General features: G+C 64.6%; 15 protein-coding genes. 8 read left to right on the top strand and 7 right to left on the bottom strand.

What is annotated here, in order from left to right; all coding sequences use genetic code 11:
* Positions 1-291: 291 nt before the first annotated feature.
* Entirely contained in the window at positions 292-1,071 is a 780-nt protein-coding gene (locus XH80_RS17255) for a DUF1223 domain-containing protein (RefSeq protein ID WP_057740721.1), read from the bottom strand.
* A 217-nt stretch (positions 1,072-1,288) separates the two neighbouring features.
* Positions 1,289-4,009, bottom strand: coding sequence for an aconitate hydratase AcnA (acnA, locus tag XH80_RS17250; protein ID WP_057740719.1), 2,721 nt, complete (start codon positions 4,007-4,009; stop codon positions 1,289-1,291).
* Between the two features lie 240 nt (positions 4,010-4,249).
* Here acnA and ccmA point away from each other — a divergent pair, with 240 nt between their 5' ends.
* The 5 genes from ccmA (at position 4,250) to XH80_RS17225 (ending at position 7,426) form a co-directional block, all read left to right on the top strand.
* Positions 4,250-4,852, top strand: coding sequence for a heme ABC exporter ATP-binding protein CcmA (gene ccmA / locus XH80_RS17245; RefSeq protein ID WP_271599599.1), 603 nt, complete (start codon positions 4,250-4,252; stop codon positions 4,850-4,852).
* A 256-nt stretch (positions 4,853-5,108) separates the two neighbouring features.
* A complete protein-coding gene (gene ccmB, locus XH80_RS17240) occupies positions 5,109-5,777 on the top strand; it encodes a heme exporter protein CcmB (RefSeq protein ID WP_271599598.1) in 669 nt (222 codons plus the stop codon).
* Positions 5,778-5,868: 91 nt separating this feature from the next.
* On the top strand, positions 5,869-6,654 hold the full coding sequence (locus XH80_RS17235; RefSeq protein ID WP_271599597.1) for a heme ABC transporter permease: 786 nt from the start codon (positions 5,869-5,871) through the stop codon (positions 6,652-6,654).
* Positions 6,651-6,836, top strand: a complete 186-nt coding sequence (gene ccmD, locus XH80_RS17230) for a heme exporter protein CcmD (protein WP_271599596.1) — start codon at positions 6,651-6,653, stop codon at positions 6,834-6,836. The genes XH80_RS17235 and ccmD overlap by 4 nt, the downstream gene beginning before the upstream one ends.
* A complete protein-coding gene (locus XH80_RS17225) occupies positions 6,833-7,426 on the top strand; it encodes a DsbE family thiol:disulfide interchange protein (protein ID WP_271599595.1) in 594 nt (197 codons plus the stop codon). The genes ccmD and XH80_RS17225 overlap by 4 nt, the downstream gene beginning before the upstream one ends.
* A gap of 41 nt (positions 7,427-7,467) precedes the next feature.
* Here XH80_RS17225 and XH80_RS17220 read toward each other — a convergent pair whose 3' ends face one another.
* The 3 genes from XH80_RS17220 to ftsY form a co-directional block, all read right to left on the bottom strand.
* On the bottom strand, positions 7,468-8,649 hold the full coding sequence (locus tag XH80_RS17220; RefSeq protein ID WP_271599594.1) for a hypothetical protein: 1,182 nt from the start codon (positions 8,647-8,649) through the stop codon (positions 7,468-7,470).
* Between the two features lie 195 nt (positions 8,650-8,844).
* The gene (locus tag XH80_RS17215; RefSeq protein WP_057740713.1) at positions 8,845-9,447 is read right to left on the bottom strand and encodes a septation protein A; all 603 of its coding nucleotides are present in this window, start codon (positions 9,445-9,447) and stop codon (positions 8,845-8,847) included.
* A 146-nt stretch (positions 9,448-9,593) separates the two neighbouring features.
* Complete coding sequence (ftsY, locus tag XH80_RS17210) at positions 9,594-10,538, bottom strand: signal recognition particle-docking protein FtsY (RefSeq protein ID WP_057740711.1); 945 nt, start codon at positions 10,536-10,538, stop codon at positions 9,594-9,596.
* 60 nt (positions 10,539-10,598) lie between these two features.
* Here ftsY and XH80_RS17205 point away from each other — a divergent pair, with 60 nt between their 5' ends.
* Both XH80_RS17205 and XH80_RS17200 read left to right on the top strand, forming a co-directional pair.
* On the top strand, positions 10,599-11,300 hold the full coding sequence (locus tag XH80_RS17205; protein WP_271599593.1) for an RluA family pseudouridine synthase: 702 nt from the start codon (positions 10,599-10,601) through the stop codon (positions 11,298-11,300).
* A gap of 274 nt (positions 11,301-11,574) precedes the next feature.
* Complete coding sequence (locus XH80_RS17200) at positions 11,575-12,684, top strand: DUF2336 domain-containing protein (protein ID WP_271599592.1); 1,110 nt, start codon at positions 11,575-11,577, stop codon at positions 12,682-12,684.
* 149 nt (positions 12,685-12,833) lie between these two features.
* Here XH80_RS17200 and mtaB read toward each other — a convergent pair whose 3' ends face one another.
* On the bottom strand, positions 12,834-14,087 hold the full coding sequence (gene mtaB, locus XH80_RS17195) for a tRNA (N(6)-L-threonylcarbamoyladenosine(37)-C(2))-methylthiotransferase MtaB (protein WP_271599591.1): 1,254 nt from the start codon (positions 14,085-14,087) through the stop codon (positions 12,834-12,836).
* Positions 14,087-14,962, bottom strand: coding sequence for a diaminopimelate epimerase (gene dapF, locus XH80_RS17190; RefSeq protein ID WP_271599590.1), 876 nt, complete (start codon positions 14,960-14,962; stop codon positions 14,087-14,089). The genes mtaB and dapF overlap by 1 nt, the downstream gene beginning before the upstream one ends.
* 247 nt (positions 14,963-15,209) lie before the next feature.
* Between dapF and XH80_RS17185 the strand changes: the two genes are divergently transcribed.
* On the top strand, positions 15,210-15,971 hold the full coding sequence (locus tag XH80_RS17185; protein WP_271599589.1) for a GyrI-like domain-containing protein: 762 nt from the start codon (positions 15,210-15,212) through the stop codon (positions 15,969-15,971).
* Positions 15,972-15,976 lie beyond the last annotated feature (5 nt).

Here is a 15,976-nt window from a genome sequence, read left to right as displayed (position 1 = left end):
GGTCCTTTCGGTTCCGGATTCCTCAGCCCCCAGCCCCCCGGGGTCGAACAGGATCGGGTCTGTACGCGCGACAAGGAGGGCCAACGCAAGTTGGTCCTTTTTTGTTTGTGGCGGGGTGTTTCACACCATTGTCATTCCGGGGCGCGCCACTTGGCGCGAACCCGGAATCCATTGGGCGACAGCACGCGCGGTGAAATGGATTCTCAGGTGCGCAATTGCGCACCATAGTTCGCGCTACGCGCGCCCCGGAATGACGAAGACAGATTGTCCTGAGAGAATTCTACGCGCGCTTCAATGCAGCGACGTGTACGCCGCGCCCAGCATCGGGCCAGGTCTCTCGCGGCTGCCGTCCTGGACGTAGACCACCGCACCATCGACGCCATCGCGCGACGTCAAATTTTCGATCGGCACGGTCCAGCTTTCCGGATGTCCGTGCCAGTCGCCGACCTTCAGTACATTGCGCACGACGTTGTGGTAGGTGATCTGCTGTCCGCGGTTCTCGCCGCGACTGATCTCGATTGGCACCGATTTCACGATCGAGCAGATCCAGACCTCGCCATGCGAGACCGTCGGCTCGTTGCTCGCAGCAACCGACACATTGATCTGCTTGCCCGCGAGCGACATGGTCACCGGCACGCTCATGACGCCCGTGCCAGCGTCGGTCTTGCCGATCGCGCTTTCGATGCCGGCGCGGTCGCTGCCGATGACATGCGCGGCGCCGTTGACCACGACCTGCGGCGTGTAGACCTCGCGGTCACCACGCATACGCGAATAGGCGCGCTGCCGCGCCGAGAAACGTGAATCCGCCAGCGTATCCTTCCAGCCGAGATAATCCCAATAATCGATCGGCATGCTCAACGCGATGATCGAGGGGTCCTTGGCGAGATCGCCGATGACCTTGTCGGCAGGCGGGCACGAGGAGCAGCCCTGCGAGGTGAAGAGCTCGACCACGGCGCGGGGATCCGCCTGGGCGGGGCGGATGACGGCGACGATGGCGCAGATGCCGAGTGCTCCTGACCAGAATGCTCCGGACCATCGCGAAACGAAATTAGAAACCATCATGCCAGTCATGTTGAAAGTCACACAGGTCACTCGTTGGGGGAAGATCTTATCGCCTGATGGTCACCGTAGTCTTACGGGCGCGGTACATTCAACTATCCAGGGCAGGATTTTGCGGGCGAACCCATCCGAAACATACCGCAAAACGTACGAAGGCGGCCTTTTGATAGGCCGCCTTGGTTTAACCTTCTACTCACGTCGCGGTGAGCCACCGTTCACAAATTCGCGCTTAAGCCGCGAGTTTACGCAGCACATAGTGCAGAATGCCGCCGTTCCGGTAGTAATCGAGCTCATCCAGCGTATCGATGCGGCAGAGCAGCGAAACGCGCTGCAGCGAACCGTCGCCCGAGACGATTTCCGCGGTCAGCTTCTGGCGCGGCTTGAGTTCGCCGACCAGGCCACGCAGCGTGACCTTCTCGTCGCCCTTCAGGCCAAGCGACGACCACGAGGTGCCTTCCTCGAAGGTCAGCGGCAGCACGCCCATGCCGACCAGGTTGGAGCGATGGATGCGCTCGAAGCTCTGGCAGATCACGGCGCGAACGCCGAGCAGGCGCGTGCCCTTCGCAGCCCAGTCGCGCGAGGAGCCGTTGCCGTACTCGGCGCCGGCGAACACGACGAGCGGCACCTGCTCCTGCTGGTACTTCATCGCGGCGTCGTAGATCGACATCTGCTCGCCGTCGGGCCAGTGCTTGGTCAGACCGCCTTCGGGGATGTTTCCATCCGCGCCCTTCAGCATGAAGTTCTTGATGCGAATGTTGGCGAAGGTACCGCGCATCATCACTTCATGATTGCCGCGACGCGTGCCGTATTGGTTGAAGTCAGCGGGGCGCACCTGGTGCTCGCTGAGATATTTGCCCGCAGGCGAGGTGAGCTTGATCGAACCGGCCGGCGAGATGTGGTCGGTGGTGATCTTGTCGCCGAACATGGCGAGGATGCGCGCCTCGACGATGTCGGTAACAGGCTCCGGCTCCTTCTTCATGCCTTCGAAATAAGGTGGGTTCTGCACATAGGTCGACGACATGTTCCAGCGATAGGTCTCGCTCTCGACCGTCTTGATCTTGCGCCAGTTGGCGTCGCCCTTGAACACGTCGGCATACTTCTTCTTGAAGATCGTCGAGGTCACGAACTTCTTCATGAAGGCGTTGATCTCCTTCGTCGTCGGCCAGATGTCCTTGAGGTACACCGGCTTGCCGTCCTTGCCTTCGCCGATCGGCTCGACGGCGAGGTTCTTGGTGACGCTGCCGGCGAGCGCATGCGCGACGACCAGCGGCGGCGAGGCCAGATAGTTCGCCTGCACATCCGGCGAGACGCGGCCTTCGAAGTTGCGGTTACCTGACAGCACGGCCGCAGCGACGATGCCGTTGTCGTTGATCGACTTCGAGATCTCCTCAGGCAGCGGACCGGAATTGCCGATGCAGGTGGTGCAGCCGAAGCCGACCAGGTTGAAGCCGACCTTGTCGAGATCCTTTTGCAGGCCGGAATCGGCGAGATAGCCCGCAACCACCTGGCTGCCCGGAGCGAGCGAGGTCTTCACCCACGGCTTGGCCTTGAGGCCCTTTGCAGCCGCGTTGCGCGCCAAGAGGCCGGCGCCGATCAGCACGCTCGGGTTCGAGGTGTTGGTGCAGGAGGTGATGGCCGCGATGACGACGTCGCCATGGCCAATCTCGAAGTCCTTGCCCTCGACGGGGAAGCGCTTCGTGGGCTCCTCGGCCTTCTTGTACTCGGTGCCGAGCGCGAGCGAAAAACCCTCGGCGACCGACGGCAGCGCGATGCGGCCTTCGGGACGCTTCGGACCCGCCATCGACGGCACGACGTCGGCGAGATCGAGCGTCAGCGTCTCCGTGAACACGGGATCGGCCGACTTGGCGGTGCGGAACAGGCCTTGCGCCTTGGCATAGGCCTGCACCAGCGCCACGCGCGGCGCGGCACGGCCCGAGGTCTTGAGGTAGTCGATTGCGGCGGCGTCGACGGGGAAGAAGCCGCAGGTCGCGCCATATTCAGGCGCCATGTTGGCGATGGTCGCCTTGTCGGCAACGGAGAGGTTGTCGAGGCCGGGACCGAAGAATTCGACGAACTTGCCGACCACGCCGAGCTTGCGCAGCATCTGCGTCACGGTCAGCACGAGGTCGGTCGCGGTGACGCCTTCCTTCAGCGCGCCCTTCAGCTTGAAGCCGACGACGTTGGGCAGCAGCATCGACAGCGGCTGACCGAGCATGCAGGCTTCCGCCTCGATGCCGCCGACGCCCCAGCCGAGCACGGCCAGACCATTGACCATGGTGGTGTGCGAGTCGGTGCCGACCAGCGAGTCAGGGTAGGCAACCTCGAAAGTGCCGGTCTTCTTGCCGACCGTCATCTTCTCCTTCTTGGTCCAGACCGTCTGGGAGAGATATTCGAGATTGACCTGGTGGCAGATGCCGGTGCCGGGCGGCACGACCGAGAAGTTCGAGAACGCCTTCTGGCCCCACTTCAGGAACTCGTAGCGCTCCTGGTTCTGCTTGTATTCTTCCGTGACGTTCTTGGCGAAAGCCTTGTTGTCGCCGAAGAAGTTCACGATCACGGAGTGGTCGATGACGAGATCGACGGGGACCAGCGGGTTGATCTTCTCAGGCTCGCCGCCGAGCTTCTGCATCGCATTGCGCATGGCGGCGAGGTCGACCACGGCCGGAACGCCGGTGAAATCCTGCATCAGCACGCGGGCCGGGCGGAACGCGATCTCATGCTCCAGCGACTTCTTGCGCAGCCATTTCGAGACGGCGACGATGTCTTCCTTCTTGACCGAGCGGCCGTCTTCGTTGCGGAGCAGGTTCTCGAGCAGGACCTTCATCGAATAAGGAAGTTTCGAAATTCCCTTCAGACCATTCTTCTCGGCCGTGGGCAGGCTGTAATAGACATAGGTCTTGGCGCCGACCTTGAGGGTCTTTTTGCATTTGAAGCTGTCGAGCGAGGTCATGTAGGAAATCCCAATTGTTAGACATACCCGGCAGGGTATTTTAACACCGTCAGCGTAGCAGGCTGGGTCGCTTGCAGGGGCAGGTTAAGTTGCTGCATCAAGTAGTTCCGGGCTTATAGAAGTTTTCTAACCGCGCCGCCACAGCCACAACAGGACCGAGCAAGCCGCGAGCCAAAAATTCTGATGCGCTACCCCAAGATTTCCTGAGGCCCGGCTGTGAACGGGTTGGTCCCAGTCAAGATGCAGCTGGCCGGACGCGGCGTGACTTGCGTGCGCGGCGGCCGCGAGGTGTTTTCCGGGCTCGATTTCGAGGCAGTTGCCGGCGAGGCCATGGCCGTGGTCGGCCGTAACGGATCGGGCAAGACCTCGCTGCTGCGGCTGATCGCGGGCCTGCTCATTCCGGCCGGTGGCAAGATCGTACTGGACGGTGGCCACGGCGACATGACGTTGCCCGAGCAGTGCCACTATCTCGGCCATCGCGATGCCCTGAAGCCGGCGCTGAGCGTGACTGAAAATCTGTCATTTTGGGCTGAATTTCTCGGCGGCGAGCGCGGCGACGCGGCTGAAAGCCTCGCCACTGTCGGCCTCGACCACGCGGCCCATCTGCCCGCCGCCTTCCTGTCGGCCGGCCAGCGCCGCCGGCTGTCGCTGGCCCGGCTGCTGACGGTGCGGCGGCCGATCTGGCTGCTGGACGAGCCGACCAATGCGCTGGATGCGGCCGGGCAGGACATGTTCAGCGGGCTGATGCGGGAGCATCTGGCGCGCGGCGGGATGATCATCGCGGCGACCCATGGGCCGCTGGGGATTGACGCGCGGGAGCTGCGGATCGGGGGGATGGTGTGAAACAGTCCAACCCTCAGCTTTCCAAGCGGCCGAGTTCGGCTCTCTGCGTTCCCTCTCCCCTTGTGGGGGAGGGTCAGGGAGGGGGGTACCACACGGGGACTCTCTCGGTCGACCGAAGTTCTTCTCTGCTCTCAAGTGCACCATTTCCTGGGCTACGCCCCTCCCCAACCCTCCCCCACAAGGGGGGAGGGAGCGCAGCGTGCGCGGGGCGCGAGCCGGGCTCTCATGGCCGTCTCGCAACCGCCGGGGGCCCCGCATGACCGCCCTCGCCGCCCTGATCCGCCGGGACATCAAGATCGCGCTCCGCGTTGGCGGCGGGGCGTTGATTGGCGTGCTGTTCTTCCTGACCGTCGTCGTCCTGATGCCGTTCGCGGTCGGGCCGGACCTGGCGCTGCTGTCGCGGCTGGGGCCGGCGATCCTGTGGCTCGGGGCGCTGCTGGCCAGCCTGCTGACGCTCGACCGGTTGTTCATGGCCGACCATGAGGACGGCTCGCTCGACCTGATCACGATGAGCCGGACGCCGCTGGAACTGGCCTGCGCCGCCAAGGCGCTGGCGCATTGGCTGGCCGCCGGCCTGCCGCTGATCGTCGCAACCCCCGTACTCGGGCTGCTGCTCAATCTGGACATGGTCGCCACGGCTGCGGTGGCGCTGACGCTGCTGGCGGGCACCCCCGCCCTGACCTTCACAGGCATGATCGGCGCGGCGCTGGCGGTGACGCTGCATCGGGGCGGGCTGCTGATGGCCGTGCTGGTGCTGCCGCTGTCGATTCCCGTGCTGATCTTCGGCGTTGCGGCCTCGCAGGCCGCGATCACGGGACCGCTGTCGTTCGGCGCGCCGTTCTCGATCCTCTGCGCGCTGTCGCTGGTCAGCCTCGTGGTCGGCCCGTTCGCGGCGGCGGCGAGCCTGAAACATGGCCTTGATTGAAACGAGCTCGGTTGCCTTGACCCCGATCAACTTTCGCCGCGCGCTTTCATGCTGATTGCGTGAGCAGTCCCGGGTGCTTTATCAGGATACAATGTCGCTGATCGACCTCGCCAACCCCACCAGGTTCCTCGCGCTCTCGGCGCGGGTGCTGCCGTGGCTCGCGGCCGCGACCATCGTCCTGCTCGCGATCGGCCTCTATCAATCCGCATACGCGCCCGACGATTATCAGCAGGGTGCGACCGTGAAGATCATGTTCATCCACGTGCCCAATGCGTGGCTGTCGATGTTCGTCTGGGGCGTGATGAGCGTCGCTTCGCTCGGCACGCTGGTGTGGCGGCATCCGCTCGCCGATGTCGCAGCGAAAGCCGCAGCTCCGATCGGCGCCAGCTTCACCTTCCTCGCGCTGCTCACCGGCTCGCTGTGGGGCCGGCCGATGTGGGGCACCTATTGGGAGTGGGATGCGCGACTGACTTCGGTGCTGATCCTGTTCCTGATGTATCTCGGGCTGATGGCGCTGTGGCGGGCGGTGGAAGATCCCTCGCGCGCGGCGCGCGCTGCCGCCGTGCTGACGCTGGTCGGCGCGCTCAATCTTCCGATCATCAAATTCTCGGTCGACTGGTGGAATACGCTGCACCAGCCGGCTTCGGTGATGCGCATGGGCGGCTCGACGCTCGACAAGGCGTTCCTGATTCCGCTCCTGGTGATGGCCGTCGCATTCACGTTGCTGTTCGTCACGCTGCACCTGGCCGCGATGCGCAATGAGATTTTGCGCCGGCGCGTGCGCTCCCTGCAGATGATGCAGGCGAGCCGCGTAGCGTTTTCGAGCGGAGTGGGTACCGGTTCGCGTGAAGAAAACGCGTCAAAAGGCGCCGCATGACGATGTCGCTCGGACCTTACGCGCCCTTCATTGTGACATCCTACGCGGCAGCGGCCCTCGTGGTCGCGCTCCTGATCGGCTGGGTCATCATCGACTATCGCAATCAGACGGAGCGGCTGCGCCAGCTCGAGCGCAGCGGGGTCACGCGCCGCTCGGCCCGCAGCGCAGTGGATGCACCATGAGCGATCAAACCACGTCCGCACCTCCGCAGCGCCGCACCTTCCTGATGGTGCTGCCGCTGCTCGCCTTCGTCGGACTTGCGGTGCTGTTCTGGTTCCGGCTCGGCAGCGGTGATCCCTCGCGAATTCCCTCCGCGCTGATCGGCCACCCCGCACCGCAGGCCACGCTGCCGCCGCTGGAGGGATTGCAGGCCGACAATGTGCAGGTGCCGGGCTTCGATCCCTCCGCATTCAAGGGCAAGGTCAGCCTCGTCAATGTGTGGGCGTCCTGGTGTGTGCCCTGTCATGATGAAGCGCCGCTCCTGAGCGAACTTGCCAAGGACAAGCGCTTCCAGCTCGTCGGCATCAACTACAAGGATACGCCCGAGAACGCCCGCCGTTTCCTCGGCCGCTACGGCAATCCGTTCGGCCGCGTCGGCGTCGACGCCAATGGCCGCGCCTCGATCGAATGGGGCGTCTATGGCGTGCCGGAGACTTTTGTCGTCGGCCCTGAAGGCACCATCGTCTACAAGCTGGTCGGCCCGATCACGCCGGATAATCTGAAAGCCGTGCTCCTGCCCCAACTCGACAAGGCGCTCAAAGCCGGAAGCTGACGATTTCGCCGATGAGCTCTCCGCGGGCTGAGCTCACGGAATCATCGCGACGATTGATCCGTGTGGCCTGCAAGCAGCCCGGCCACGACATCCCAGCCCTTCTCGAACATATGGCCGACCTTGTGACCGAGGGAATGGTCCGGTCGCAACCGCGGCGATTCCAGAATATGCGTCAGGTGGCGGTGATCGCCCGGAATGGTGCGGATCTCCGCAACGATGGCGGTCTGGACGGCGCTCATCAGGTCATCCAGGTGCTGGGCCCAGACGGACCCTTTGAGCTCGATCTCAGTCCTCAGTGTCTCCTCGATCCGGTAGATCTCGCCAACGATCTCCCTGGCGCGTACCGGGCGGTTGTTCCTGAGCGCAAACAACAGGAGGAGATGCTTCTCCTCGATCTGATCGAGCACCATTGAAACCGCAACCGCGAAGGGGGACGCTGCGATCCGCGCTGCGGTCCGGTCACCGGCCGGAGCGGTCGCGACGGACAGCAGCTCCCAGGGGATTTCCAGACGTCTTGCGAGGATCGTGAGCGCGAACGGCACGGCATCGACACGCTTCGCCTTGAGCGCGGTCAAAAGGCCAAGGACCTTGTCAAGGCTGACGCCCTCGAGCCGCGCAATCTTCGGCGCGAGCGCCCGGCCAAACTCCGCAAGCTCCCGCTGCATGTCGAGGTAGCGCAGCATCTTCTTGAGGTCGTCGAACGTCGCATGCGCGCTGGTATAGGCCATCAGCCCATCGCGAATGCTGGCAGCCCCCTCGGCCGAACCAAGCAGGCCGTTGAGGGAGATCAGGACCTTCTTCTGGAACGCCTGGGCCATCTGCCGCGCCTCGTGCTGCCTGTCGGCCGAGATGACATCCGTCGCTTTGGCGATGTAGTCCGCGGCCATGCTGCGCAGCATCTGCTCCGTCACGAGGCTCCAGATCGGCGCGAGCGATCCGCGGGCGATCTGGCCGCTATTGGCCCGCTCCGGCGCCCTGTCGACCAGGACCGGCTCGAGCGGCTCGAAGAAGTAGCGCGAGGGATTTCCGACCCGATAATGATTCTGGCCCGTGTTGCGAAACTCGGCACGCAGCGCCGCGATCAATGGCTCGGAATGCGGAATGTCTTCGCCGAGGGAATGTAGCCGCTCCAGTTCGGCAAGCAGGCGGCGCCGGACCTGCGGAGCGAGTTGCCGAAGGTACTGGATCAGATGTTCAGCGGTGTGGTCCTGTTTTGCGCTCACCACCGGGCCCTCCGGCGTGCCACCATTCTTTATGAGAAAGGCTACTGCCTTCGGCCCTTCAGGCAAGGCAAGGCGCTGAATAATTTCAGGTTGCGGTTACAGAGCAATGAAGGAACCGGCCGGAACCGCCGCCCGATCCGGAGCGCGCGCGTGAACAGGCTCGGTTGCCGTTAGCAGGCGGGAACCGGGCCGGCGCTAGCCCTTCCTGATATCCCCCGCTTCGGCCTCGCTGGTCTCCAGCGACACCGGCTCGATCCCATAGCGCTTGGTCAGCGGCATCTGGGCGATGGCGAAGATCATCGTGATGGGCGTAACACCGAACACCTTGAAGTTCACCCAGAAGTCCGTGCTCTGGGTGCGCCAGACGATCTCGTTCAAGACCGCCATGCCGGCGAAGAACAGCGCCCAGCGCAGCGTGAGGATGCGCCAGCCCTGCGGGGTCAGATTGAACATCTGATCGAACATCACCGCGATGAAGGAGCGGCCGAACAACAGGCCGCCGCCGAGGATCGTGGCGAACAGGCCATAGATGATGGTCGGCTTGAGCTTGATGAAGGTCTCGTCGTGCAGCACCAGGGTCAGCGTGCCGAACACCAGCACGATCACGCCGGTCACGATCGCCATGATCGGAATGTGCCGCGTCACCACATAGGAGGCAGCCATCGCCGCCACGATCGCGACCATGAAGGCGCCGGTTGCAGCAAACAGATTGAACTTCGCATTGACGAAGAAGAACACGAGCAGCGGACCGAGCTCGGTCGCCAGCTTGAACAGCGGATGCGGCTGGGTCTTGTCCATTCCTTGACCTTTGTTGTTGTCATGCCCCGCCTTGTGCGCAATTGCGCAATGGGGCGAGGCATCCAGTACGCTGCGCCGCCGCTTGTAGACCACAGGCGCCTCGGAATACTGGATCCCCCGCCTTCGCGGGGGATGACGAATAAAACCTACGATTCGATTCCGGCGATGGCGCGGGCGAAGTCGCGCGCGGTGAACGGCGCGAGATCGTCGACGCCTTCGCCGACACCGATGAAGTGCACCGGCAGTTTGAACTTCTCGGCAAGCGCCACCAGGATGCCGCCGCGCGCGGTGCCGTCGAGCTTGGTCATGACGAGACCGGTGACGCCCGCCGTGCGATGAAAGGCCTCGACCTGCGACAGCGCGTTCTGGCCGACGGTGGCGTCCAGCACGAGCAGCACCGCATGCGGAGCTGTCGCGTCCACCTTGCGGATGACACGCACGACCTTCTCGAGCTCGTTCATCAGCTCGGCCTTGTTCTGCAACCGGCCGGCGGTGTCGATCAGGAGCACGTCGATGTTTTGCTGTTTCGCCGCGGTCAGCGCATTGAAGGCGAGGCTCGCCGAATCCGAGCCCTGCGCGCCCGCGATCACAGGCGTCTTGGTGCGCTCGCCCCAGACCTTGAGCTGCTCGATCGCGGCGGCGCGAAAGGTGTCGCCGGCGGCGAGCATCACCTTGCGGCCTTCGGAGGCGAATTTTTGCGAGAGCTTTCCGATGGTCGTGGTCTTGCCGGAGCCGTTGACGCCGACCACGAGGATCACGAACGGCTTCTTGGCCGTGTCGATCTCGAGCGGCTTCGCCACCGGCGCCAGCACCTTCTCGACCTCGGTCGCGACCACGTCCTTGACCTCGTCGGCCGAGATCGCCTTGTCATAGCGCCCGGTGCCGACGGCATCCGCGATCCGCACCGCGACCGACGTGCCGAGATCGGCGCGCAGCAGCACGTCCTCGATGTCGTCGAGCATGGCGCGGTCGAGCTTGCGCTTGGTGACGAGGTCGGCGACCGCGGTCCCGAGCGAGGACGAGGTGCGCTTCAGCCCGTTGGACAGGCGGCGCCACCAGCTCAGCTTGGGGGTGTCAGTGGTATCGTTCATGGTGGCGGTGTGTTAGCCGTTCCGGCTCCCAAACGAAAGCCTTGACCGAAAGACCTGCAATTGCTCGATGTTCCCGAATTGACCACTGAGGAGATTTTAGCCCGCGTGCTCCACCGCGACGGCTTGATGCTGGTCATCGACAAGCCGGCCGGCCTGCCGGTGCATCGCGGCCCCAAGGGCGGCCCCAATCTGGAAGACTCCTTCGACGCGCTCCGGTTCGGTCTGCCGCGACCGCCGGTGCTGGCCCACCGGCTGGACAAGGACACCTCCGGCTGCCTGGTGCTCGGCCGCCATCGCAAGGCGACCGCCTCGCTCGGCCTCCTGTTCAAGCACGGCAAGATCGGCAAGACCTACTGGACCGTGGTCGAGGGCGGCCCTGCCGAGGACGAAGGCACCATCGACATGCCGCTCGGCCGGCTCAATGCCGAGCGTGGCTGGTGGCAGAAGCCCGACCCCGAGGGACAGAAGGCGATCACCAACTGGAAGGTGATGGGCCGCGGCGACGGCTTCACCTGGCTGGCCATGGAACCGGTGACCGGCCGGACCCACCAATTGCGGGTGCATTCGTCCGCGACCGGCTGGCCGATCTTCGGCGATAACATTTACGGCAACGGCCCGCGCTTCGGCGAGCCGAAGCTACATCTGCATTCCCGCGAGATCGTGGTGCCGATCTCCCGGAACAAGGAGCCGATCCGCGTGGTCGCGCCCGCCCCGCCCCACATGCACGAAAAACTCCGCGCCTGCGGCTGGAACGGGGAGTAGCAGCGGTGTTGCCTACCTCTCCCGCTTGCGGGAGAGGTCGGATCGCGAAGCGATCCGGGTGAGGGCTTTCTCCTCTTGGGGATTGTCCCATTGCGGAGACACCCTCTCCCCGGCCCTCCCCCGCAAGCGGGGGAGGGAGCGCGCCGACGCGGCCGCGACGCCCCGCTGAAACAGCGCGCTCTCCACATGGTTTACGAAACGTTCAGGGCTCGCCTCTAATGATAACGGTCGCTTAGAAAAAGCTTCCGTCATTCCGCTCAGGACGAGCAACGTCATGTCCACGGCCCAGCTATCGATCATCGACGAGGTCGAATCCGCGATCCGGACCGGCTCGGCGGAAAAGGGCATGGAGACCGCCCGGCGCGTCACCGACCTGTTTCTCTCCTCCGCCGGAAGCTTCAACGACGAGCAGATCGCGCTGTTCGACGACGTGCTCGAACGCCTGATCGGCACCATCGAGCTGCGCGCCATCGCCGACGTCGCAGCGCGCGTGGCGCTGGCCGAGATCAGCGCCCAGCTCGCGCCCATCGCACAGGCACCGCCCTCGGTGATCCGCCGCCTCGCCAACAATGACGAGATCCGCATCGCCGGCCCCGTGCTGCAGGAATCCGCCCGGCTCGACGATGGCGAACTGGTGAAGATCGCCGCCAGCAAGAGCGAGCCGCATCTGCTCGCGGTCGCCGGCCGCTGGTGGCTGAAGGAGATCGTCACCGACGCGCTGCTGGCGCGCCGCTATCCGAGCGTCAGCAAACGTCTCGCCGCCAATCCGGGCGCGCGCGTCTCCGGCAACGGCTTTGCCATCATCGTCGGCCAGGCCGAATCCGATCCCGAGCTTGCCGTCAGCGTCGGCGTCCGCGTCGACCTGCCCTCGGATCTGCGCCGCCAGTTGCTGCGTTCGGCGACGGACGCCGTGCGTACGCGGCTGCTGTCGCGCGCGCCGCCGCATCTGTTCGAGGAAATCCAGAACGCGATCGCTGCCGTCACTGTCGGTATCGAGCGCGAGATGTCTGCTGTCCGCGACTTCGAAGGCGCCAAGCGGGCGATCGGAAATCTCAAGGCGACCGGCCAGCTCAACGAGGCGACACTGCTGAACTTCGCGCGACAGCGTCGTTACGAGGAAACCGTGGCCGCGCTCGCGGCACTGTCCGGATCGACAGTCGAGGTGATCCGTCCGCTGATGCAGAGCCTGCGCGAAGACGGCCTGCTGGTGCCGTGCAGGGCGGCGCTGCTGAGCTGGGAGACGACGGTTGCCGTGCTCGAAAGCCGCTTTGCCACCGGTGCGATGAAGCCGGCGGATGTTGCGAGGGCGAAGGGCAATTTCGCGCGGATGACGGCGGAGAATGCCAGGCGCACGCTACGCTTCTGGCAGGTGCGGGCGTCGTAGCCGGCGCAAGTTCGAGGGCTCACTGCGCACTCCACACTCCGCCGTCATCCCCCGCGAAAGCGGGGGATCCAGTATTCCAGAGACGGCTGTGGGATACGGAGGGGCCGCGGCGTACTGGGTCGCCCGGTCGAGCCGGGCGACGACACCTGTTATGTGGTCAGCCGCTCGCCATCACGGCCGGCGATCGCCAATCGCACGACACTGCCGATGCGCTCGTCCGCGATCGCCACCGGCAGATAGTGCTCAGTCCGCCCCAGGCTCTCGCTCTCGACCAGCACATCGCGCGTCGCACCGATCTCGGTTTGCAGCCGCCGGCGCAACACCGCCTCTCCGGCTGCACGCAACTGCCTCGCCCGCTCCTTGATCACGGGCCTTGCCACTTGCGGCATCCGCGCAGCCGGCGTGCCGGGACGCGGCGAATACGGGAAGACATGCAGGAACGTCAGCCCGCATTCCTCGACGAGATCGAGCGAGCGCGAAAACATGTCTTCAGTTTCGGTCGGGAACCCCGCGATGATGTCGGCGCCGAAGGCGATATCCGGGCGTAGGCGCCGTACCTGATTGCAGAACACGATCGCATCATGCCGCGAATGCCGCCGCTTCATCCGCTTCAGGATCATGTCGTCGCCTGACTGCAGCGACAGATGCAGATGCGGCATCAGCCTGGCATCGTCGGCGATGGCATCGAGCAGATCAGCGTCCGCCTCGATCGAATCGATCGAGGAGATGCGCAACCGCTTCAGCTCCGGCACGTGCCGCAGGATCTGCTTCGTCAGCACGCCGAGCTTCGGCGCGCCCGGCAGGTCAGCGCCATAGCTGGTGAGATCGACGCCGGTGAGCACGATCTCGGCATGACCGCGCTCGACCAGGGTGCGCACCTGATCGACCACGGCGCCCATCGGCACCGAGCGTGAATTGCCGCGGCCATAAGGGATGATGCAGAAGGTGCAGCGATGGTCGCAACCATTCTGCACCTGCACGAACACCCGTGGCAGGCCGCTCGCATAGCCATCGACGAGATGGGGCGCCATCTGCTTCACCGACATGATGTCGCTGACGGCGATTTTCTCGCCGGTGCCAAGACCGAAAGCGTCGCGCGCCGCGCGCCAGGCTTCGCTTCGCATCTTGTCGTCATTGCCGACGACGCGATCGACCTCGGCCATGTCGGCGAACATCGCGCTTTGCGTCTGCGCCGCGCAACCGGTGACAACGATGCGCGCACCCGGCCGTTCACGCTTCATCTTACGGATCGACTGCCGTGCCTGTGCCACCGCCTCATTGGTGACGGCGCAGCTGTTGATGACGATGGTGTCGGACAGGCCCGCGCCTTCCGCTTTGCTGCGGATCACCTCGGCCTCGAAGGCGTTGAGGCGGCAGCCGAAGGTGACGATGTCGACCGCCATCAGCCCACCGGCGCGAACAGCGCCGGATCGAAATGGCCTTCATATTCGAAGGTCGCGGTGCCCGTCATCAGCACGTGATCGTCACGCTCGCGCCATTCGATGCCGAGCTTGCCGCCGGGCAGCGTCATCTCGACCTTGCGCTCGGTGCGCTTCAACCGCGCTGCTGCGACCGCGGTCGCGCAGGCCGCCGAGCCACAGGCCCTCGTCAGACCGGCGCCGCGCTCCCAGGTGCGCATGGTGATGTGCTCGCGATCGACGATATGGGCGAGCGTGATGTTGGCACGCTCCGGGAAGATTGGATGATTTTCCAGGAGCGGACCGAAGCGCTCGAGATCATAGGCGTTGACGTCGTCGACCCAGAAGATCGCGTGCGGATTGCCCATGCTGACCACGGAGGGCGAATGCAGGATCGGCTTGTCGATCGGCCCGATCTGCAACTCGATGTAGCGGGTGTCGCGAAACTCCTCCGCCAGCGGAATGTCCTGCCAGCCGAACTTCGGCGCGCCCATGTCGACGGTGTAGAGATCCGGCGCCGGGCCCTGCCAGGCATTGAGCAGGCCGGCCGCGGTCTGGAAGGTCGCCGTGGTCTGCCCGCTCTTCTCGAAGATGCGGCGAACCACGCAGCGCATGCCGTTGCCGCAGGCCCCGGCTTCGGAGCCGTCATTGTTGTAGATGCTGATGAAGGCTTCGGTGCCGTCGAGCCGCGGCTTCTGCAGGACCATGAGCTGGTCATAGGGCACGCCGCCTTGCGCGGACGCGACCGCGCGGGCGTCTTCAGGCGTGATGCGGCCGGCAGAATCGCGCATGTCGACAACGACGATCTCGTTGCCGATGCCGTTCATCTTGGCAAATGCATGGTTGGCGAGCGCGCTCATGAAAATTCCCGAATTTCGCCCGTCTTATATGGTGATCCCAGGTCCCTTGGCCAGTGATTTGCGCCCCGCGGGGCCGGGCCGTCTGCCATGACGCAGACGTCATGGGACGAATTTGGCGCTCGCGTGTTAGAACGGCGAAAGCTCGCGCGGAGGGGGATGCGCGACCGGATTTGGCCTTCGTAAGGGCCTTCGTCGTTGAGGCCTTCTTGGTTAAGGCCTTCTGGGTTAAGGCCTTGGGGAGAATAGAATGATTAGGTTTCGTCGTCTCGCTCTGGCCGCGCTGATCCCGGCAGCGGCCTTGTCGCTGGGCCTGTCGATCGCCCGGGCTCAGACACCGAGCCCGGCGCCCGCGGCCTCAGCAAGCTCCTCGCCGGCCCCGTCGGCCTCGCCTTCACCGGACGCCAGCGCCTCGCCCGCGGCAACGCCATCGCCGGCAGCCAGCGCCTCACCCGCGCCGGCGGCATCGCCCTCTCCTGCAGCTAGCGCCTCACCGAGCCCGGCGGCACCGCCGCCCGCTGCGGCCGCCACGCCGGCCCCGGTGCAGACCGCCGATCCCTTTGGCCAGGAGACCACGCTCGAGCCGAAGAAGGTCGTGATGATCAAGGGCACGGCCAATTGGGATTCGGCGTTCGACACCCTGGTCGACGCCTTCAAGGCGCTGAACGCGCTGCTCGACAAGCAGGGCATCAAGCACGCCGGCAACGCGATGATCGTCTACACCTCGACCGACGACACCGGCTTCACCTTCTTCGCCGAAATCCCTGTCGACCAGGATCCGAAGAACCTGCCCAAGGACATGAGCATCGGCAAATCGCCTGAAGGCAAGGCGCTGAAATTCGTCCATCGCGGCTCCTACGACAACATGGACAACACCTATGAGGCGATCACCAATCACCTCGACGACAAGAAGCTGGAAGCCAAGGACACGTTCATCGAGGAATACCTCACCGATCCGCTGAAGACGGCCGAGGACAAGCTCGTGATCAATGTGTTCGTGCCGCTGAAGTGAGACCG

Origin of the sequence: Bradyrhizobium sp. CCBAU 45384 (assembly GCF_028128665.1) — a bacterium.
Taxonomy (GTDB): Bacteria; Pseudomonadota; Alphaproteobacteria; order Rhizobiales; family Xanthobacteraceae; genus Bradyrhizobium; species Bradyrhizobium manausense.
The sequence above is the reverse complement of the archived record's forward strand: the minus strand, read 5'-3'. Positions and strand labels throughout refer to the sequence as shown.

Excerpts from the sequence above, each read along its gene's own strand:
- XH80_RS17235 (WP_271599597.1), top strand. The coding sequence starts at position 5,869 with ATGTCGCTGATCGACCTCGCCAACCCCACCAGGTTCCTCGCGCTCTCG.
- ccmB (WP_271599598.1), top strand. The coding sequence starts at position 5,109 with ATGACCGCCCTCGCCGCCCTGATCCGCCGGGACATCAAGATCGCGCTC.
- acnA (WP_057740719.1), bottom strand. The coding sequence starts at position 4,009 with ATGACCTCGCTCGACAGCTTCAAATGCAAAAAGACCCTCAAGGTCGGC.
- XH80_RS17225 (WP_271599595.1), top strand. The coding sequence starts at position 6,833 with ATGAGCGATCAAACCACGTCCGCACCTCCGCAGCGCCGCACCTTCCTG.
- dapF (WP_271599590.1), bottom strand. The coding sequence starts at position 14,962 with ATGAGCGCGCTCGCCAACCATGCATTTGCCAAGATGAACGGCATCGGC.
- ccmA (WP_271599599.1), top strand. The coding sequence starts at position 4,250 with ATGCAGCTGGCCGGACGCGGCGTGACTTGCGTGCGCGGCGGCCGCGAG.
- ftsY (WP_057740711.1), bottom strand. The coding sequence starts at position 10,538 with ATGAACGATACCACTGACACCCCCAAGCTGAGCTGGTGGCGCCGCCTG.
- XH80_RS17255 (WP_057740721.1), bottom strand. The coding sequence starts at position 1,071 with ATGACTGGCATGATGGTTTCTAATTTCGTTTCGCGATGGTCCGGAGCA.
- mtaB (WP_271599591.1), bottom strand. The coding sequence starts at position 14,087 with ATGGCGGTCGACATCGTCACCTTCGGCTGCCGCCTCAACGCCTTCGAG.
- XH80_RS17185 (WP_271599589.1), top strand. The coding sequence starts at position 15,210 with ATGATTAGGTTTCGTCGTCTCGCTCTGGCCGCGCTGATCCCGGCAGCG.
- XH80_RS17200 (WP_271599592.1), top strand. The coding sequence starts at position 11,575 with ATGTCCACGGCCCAGCTATCGATCATCGACGAGGTCGAATCCGCGATC.
- XH80_RS17215 (WP_057740713.1), bottom strand. The coding sequence starts at position 9,447 with ATGGACAAGACCCAGCCGCATCCGCTGTTCAAGCTGGCGACCGAGCTC.
- ccmD (WP_271599596.1), top strand. The coding sequence starts at position 6,651 with ATGACGATGTCGCTCGGACCTTACGCGCCCTTCATTGTGACATCCTAC.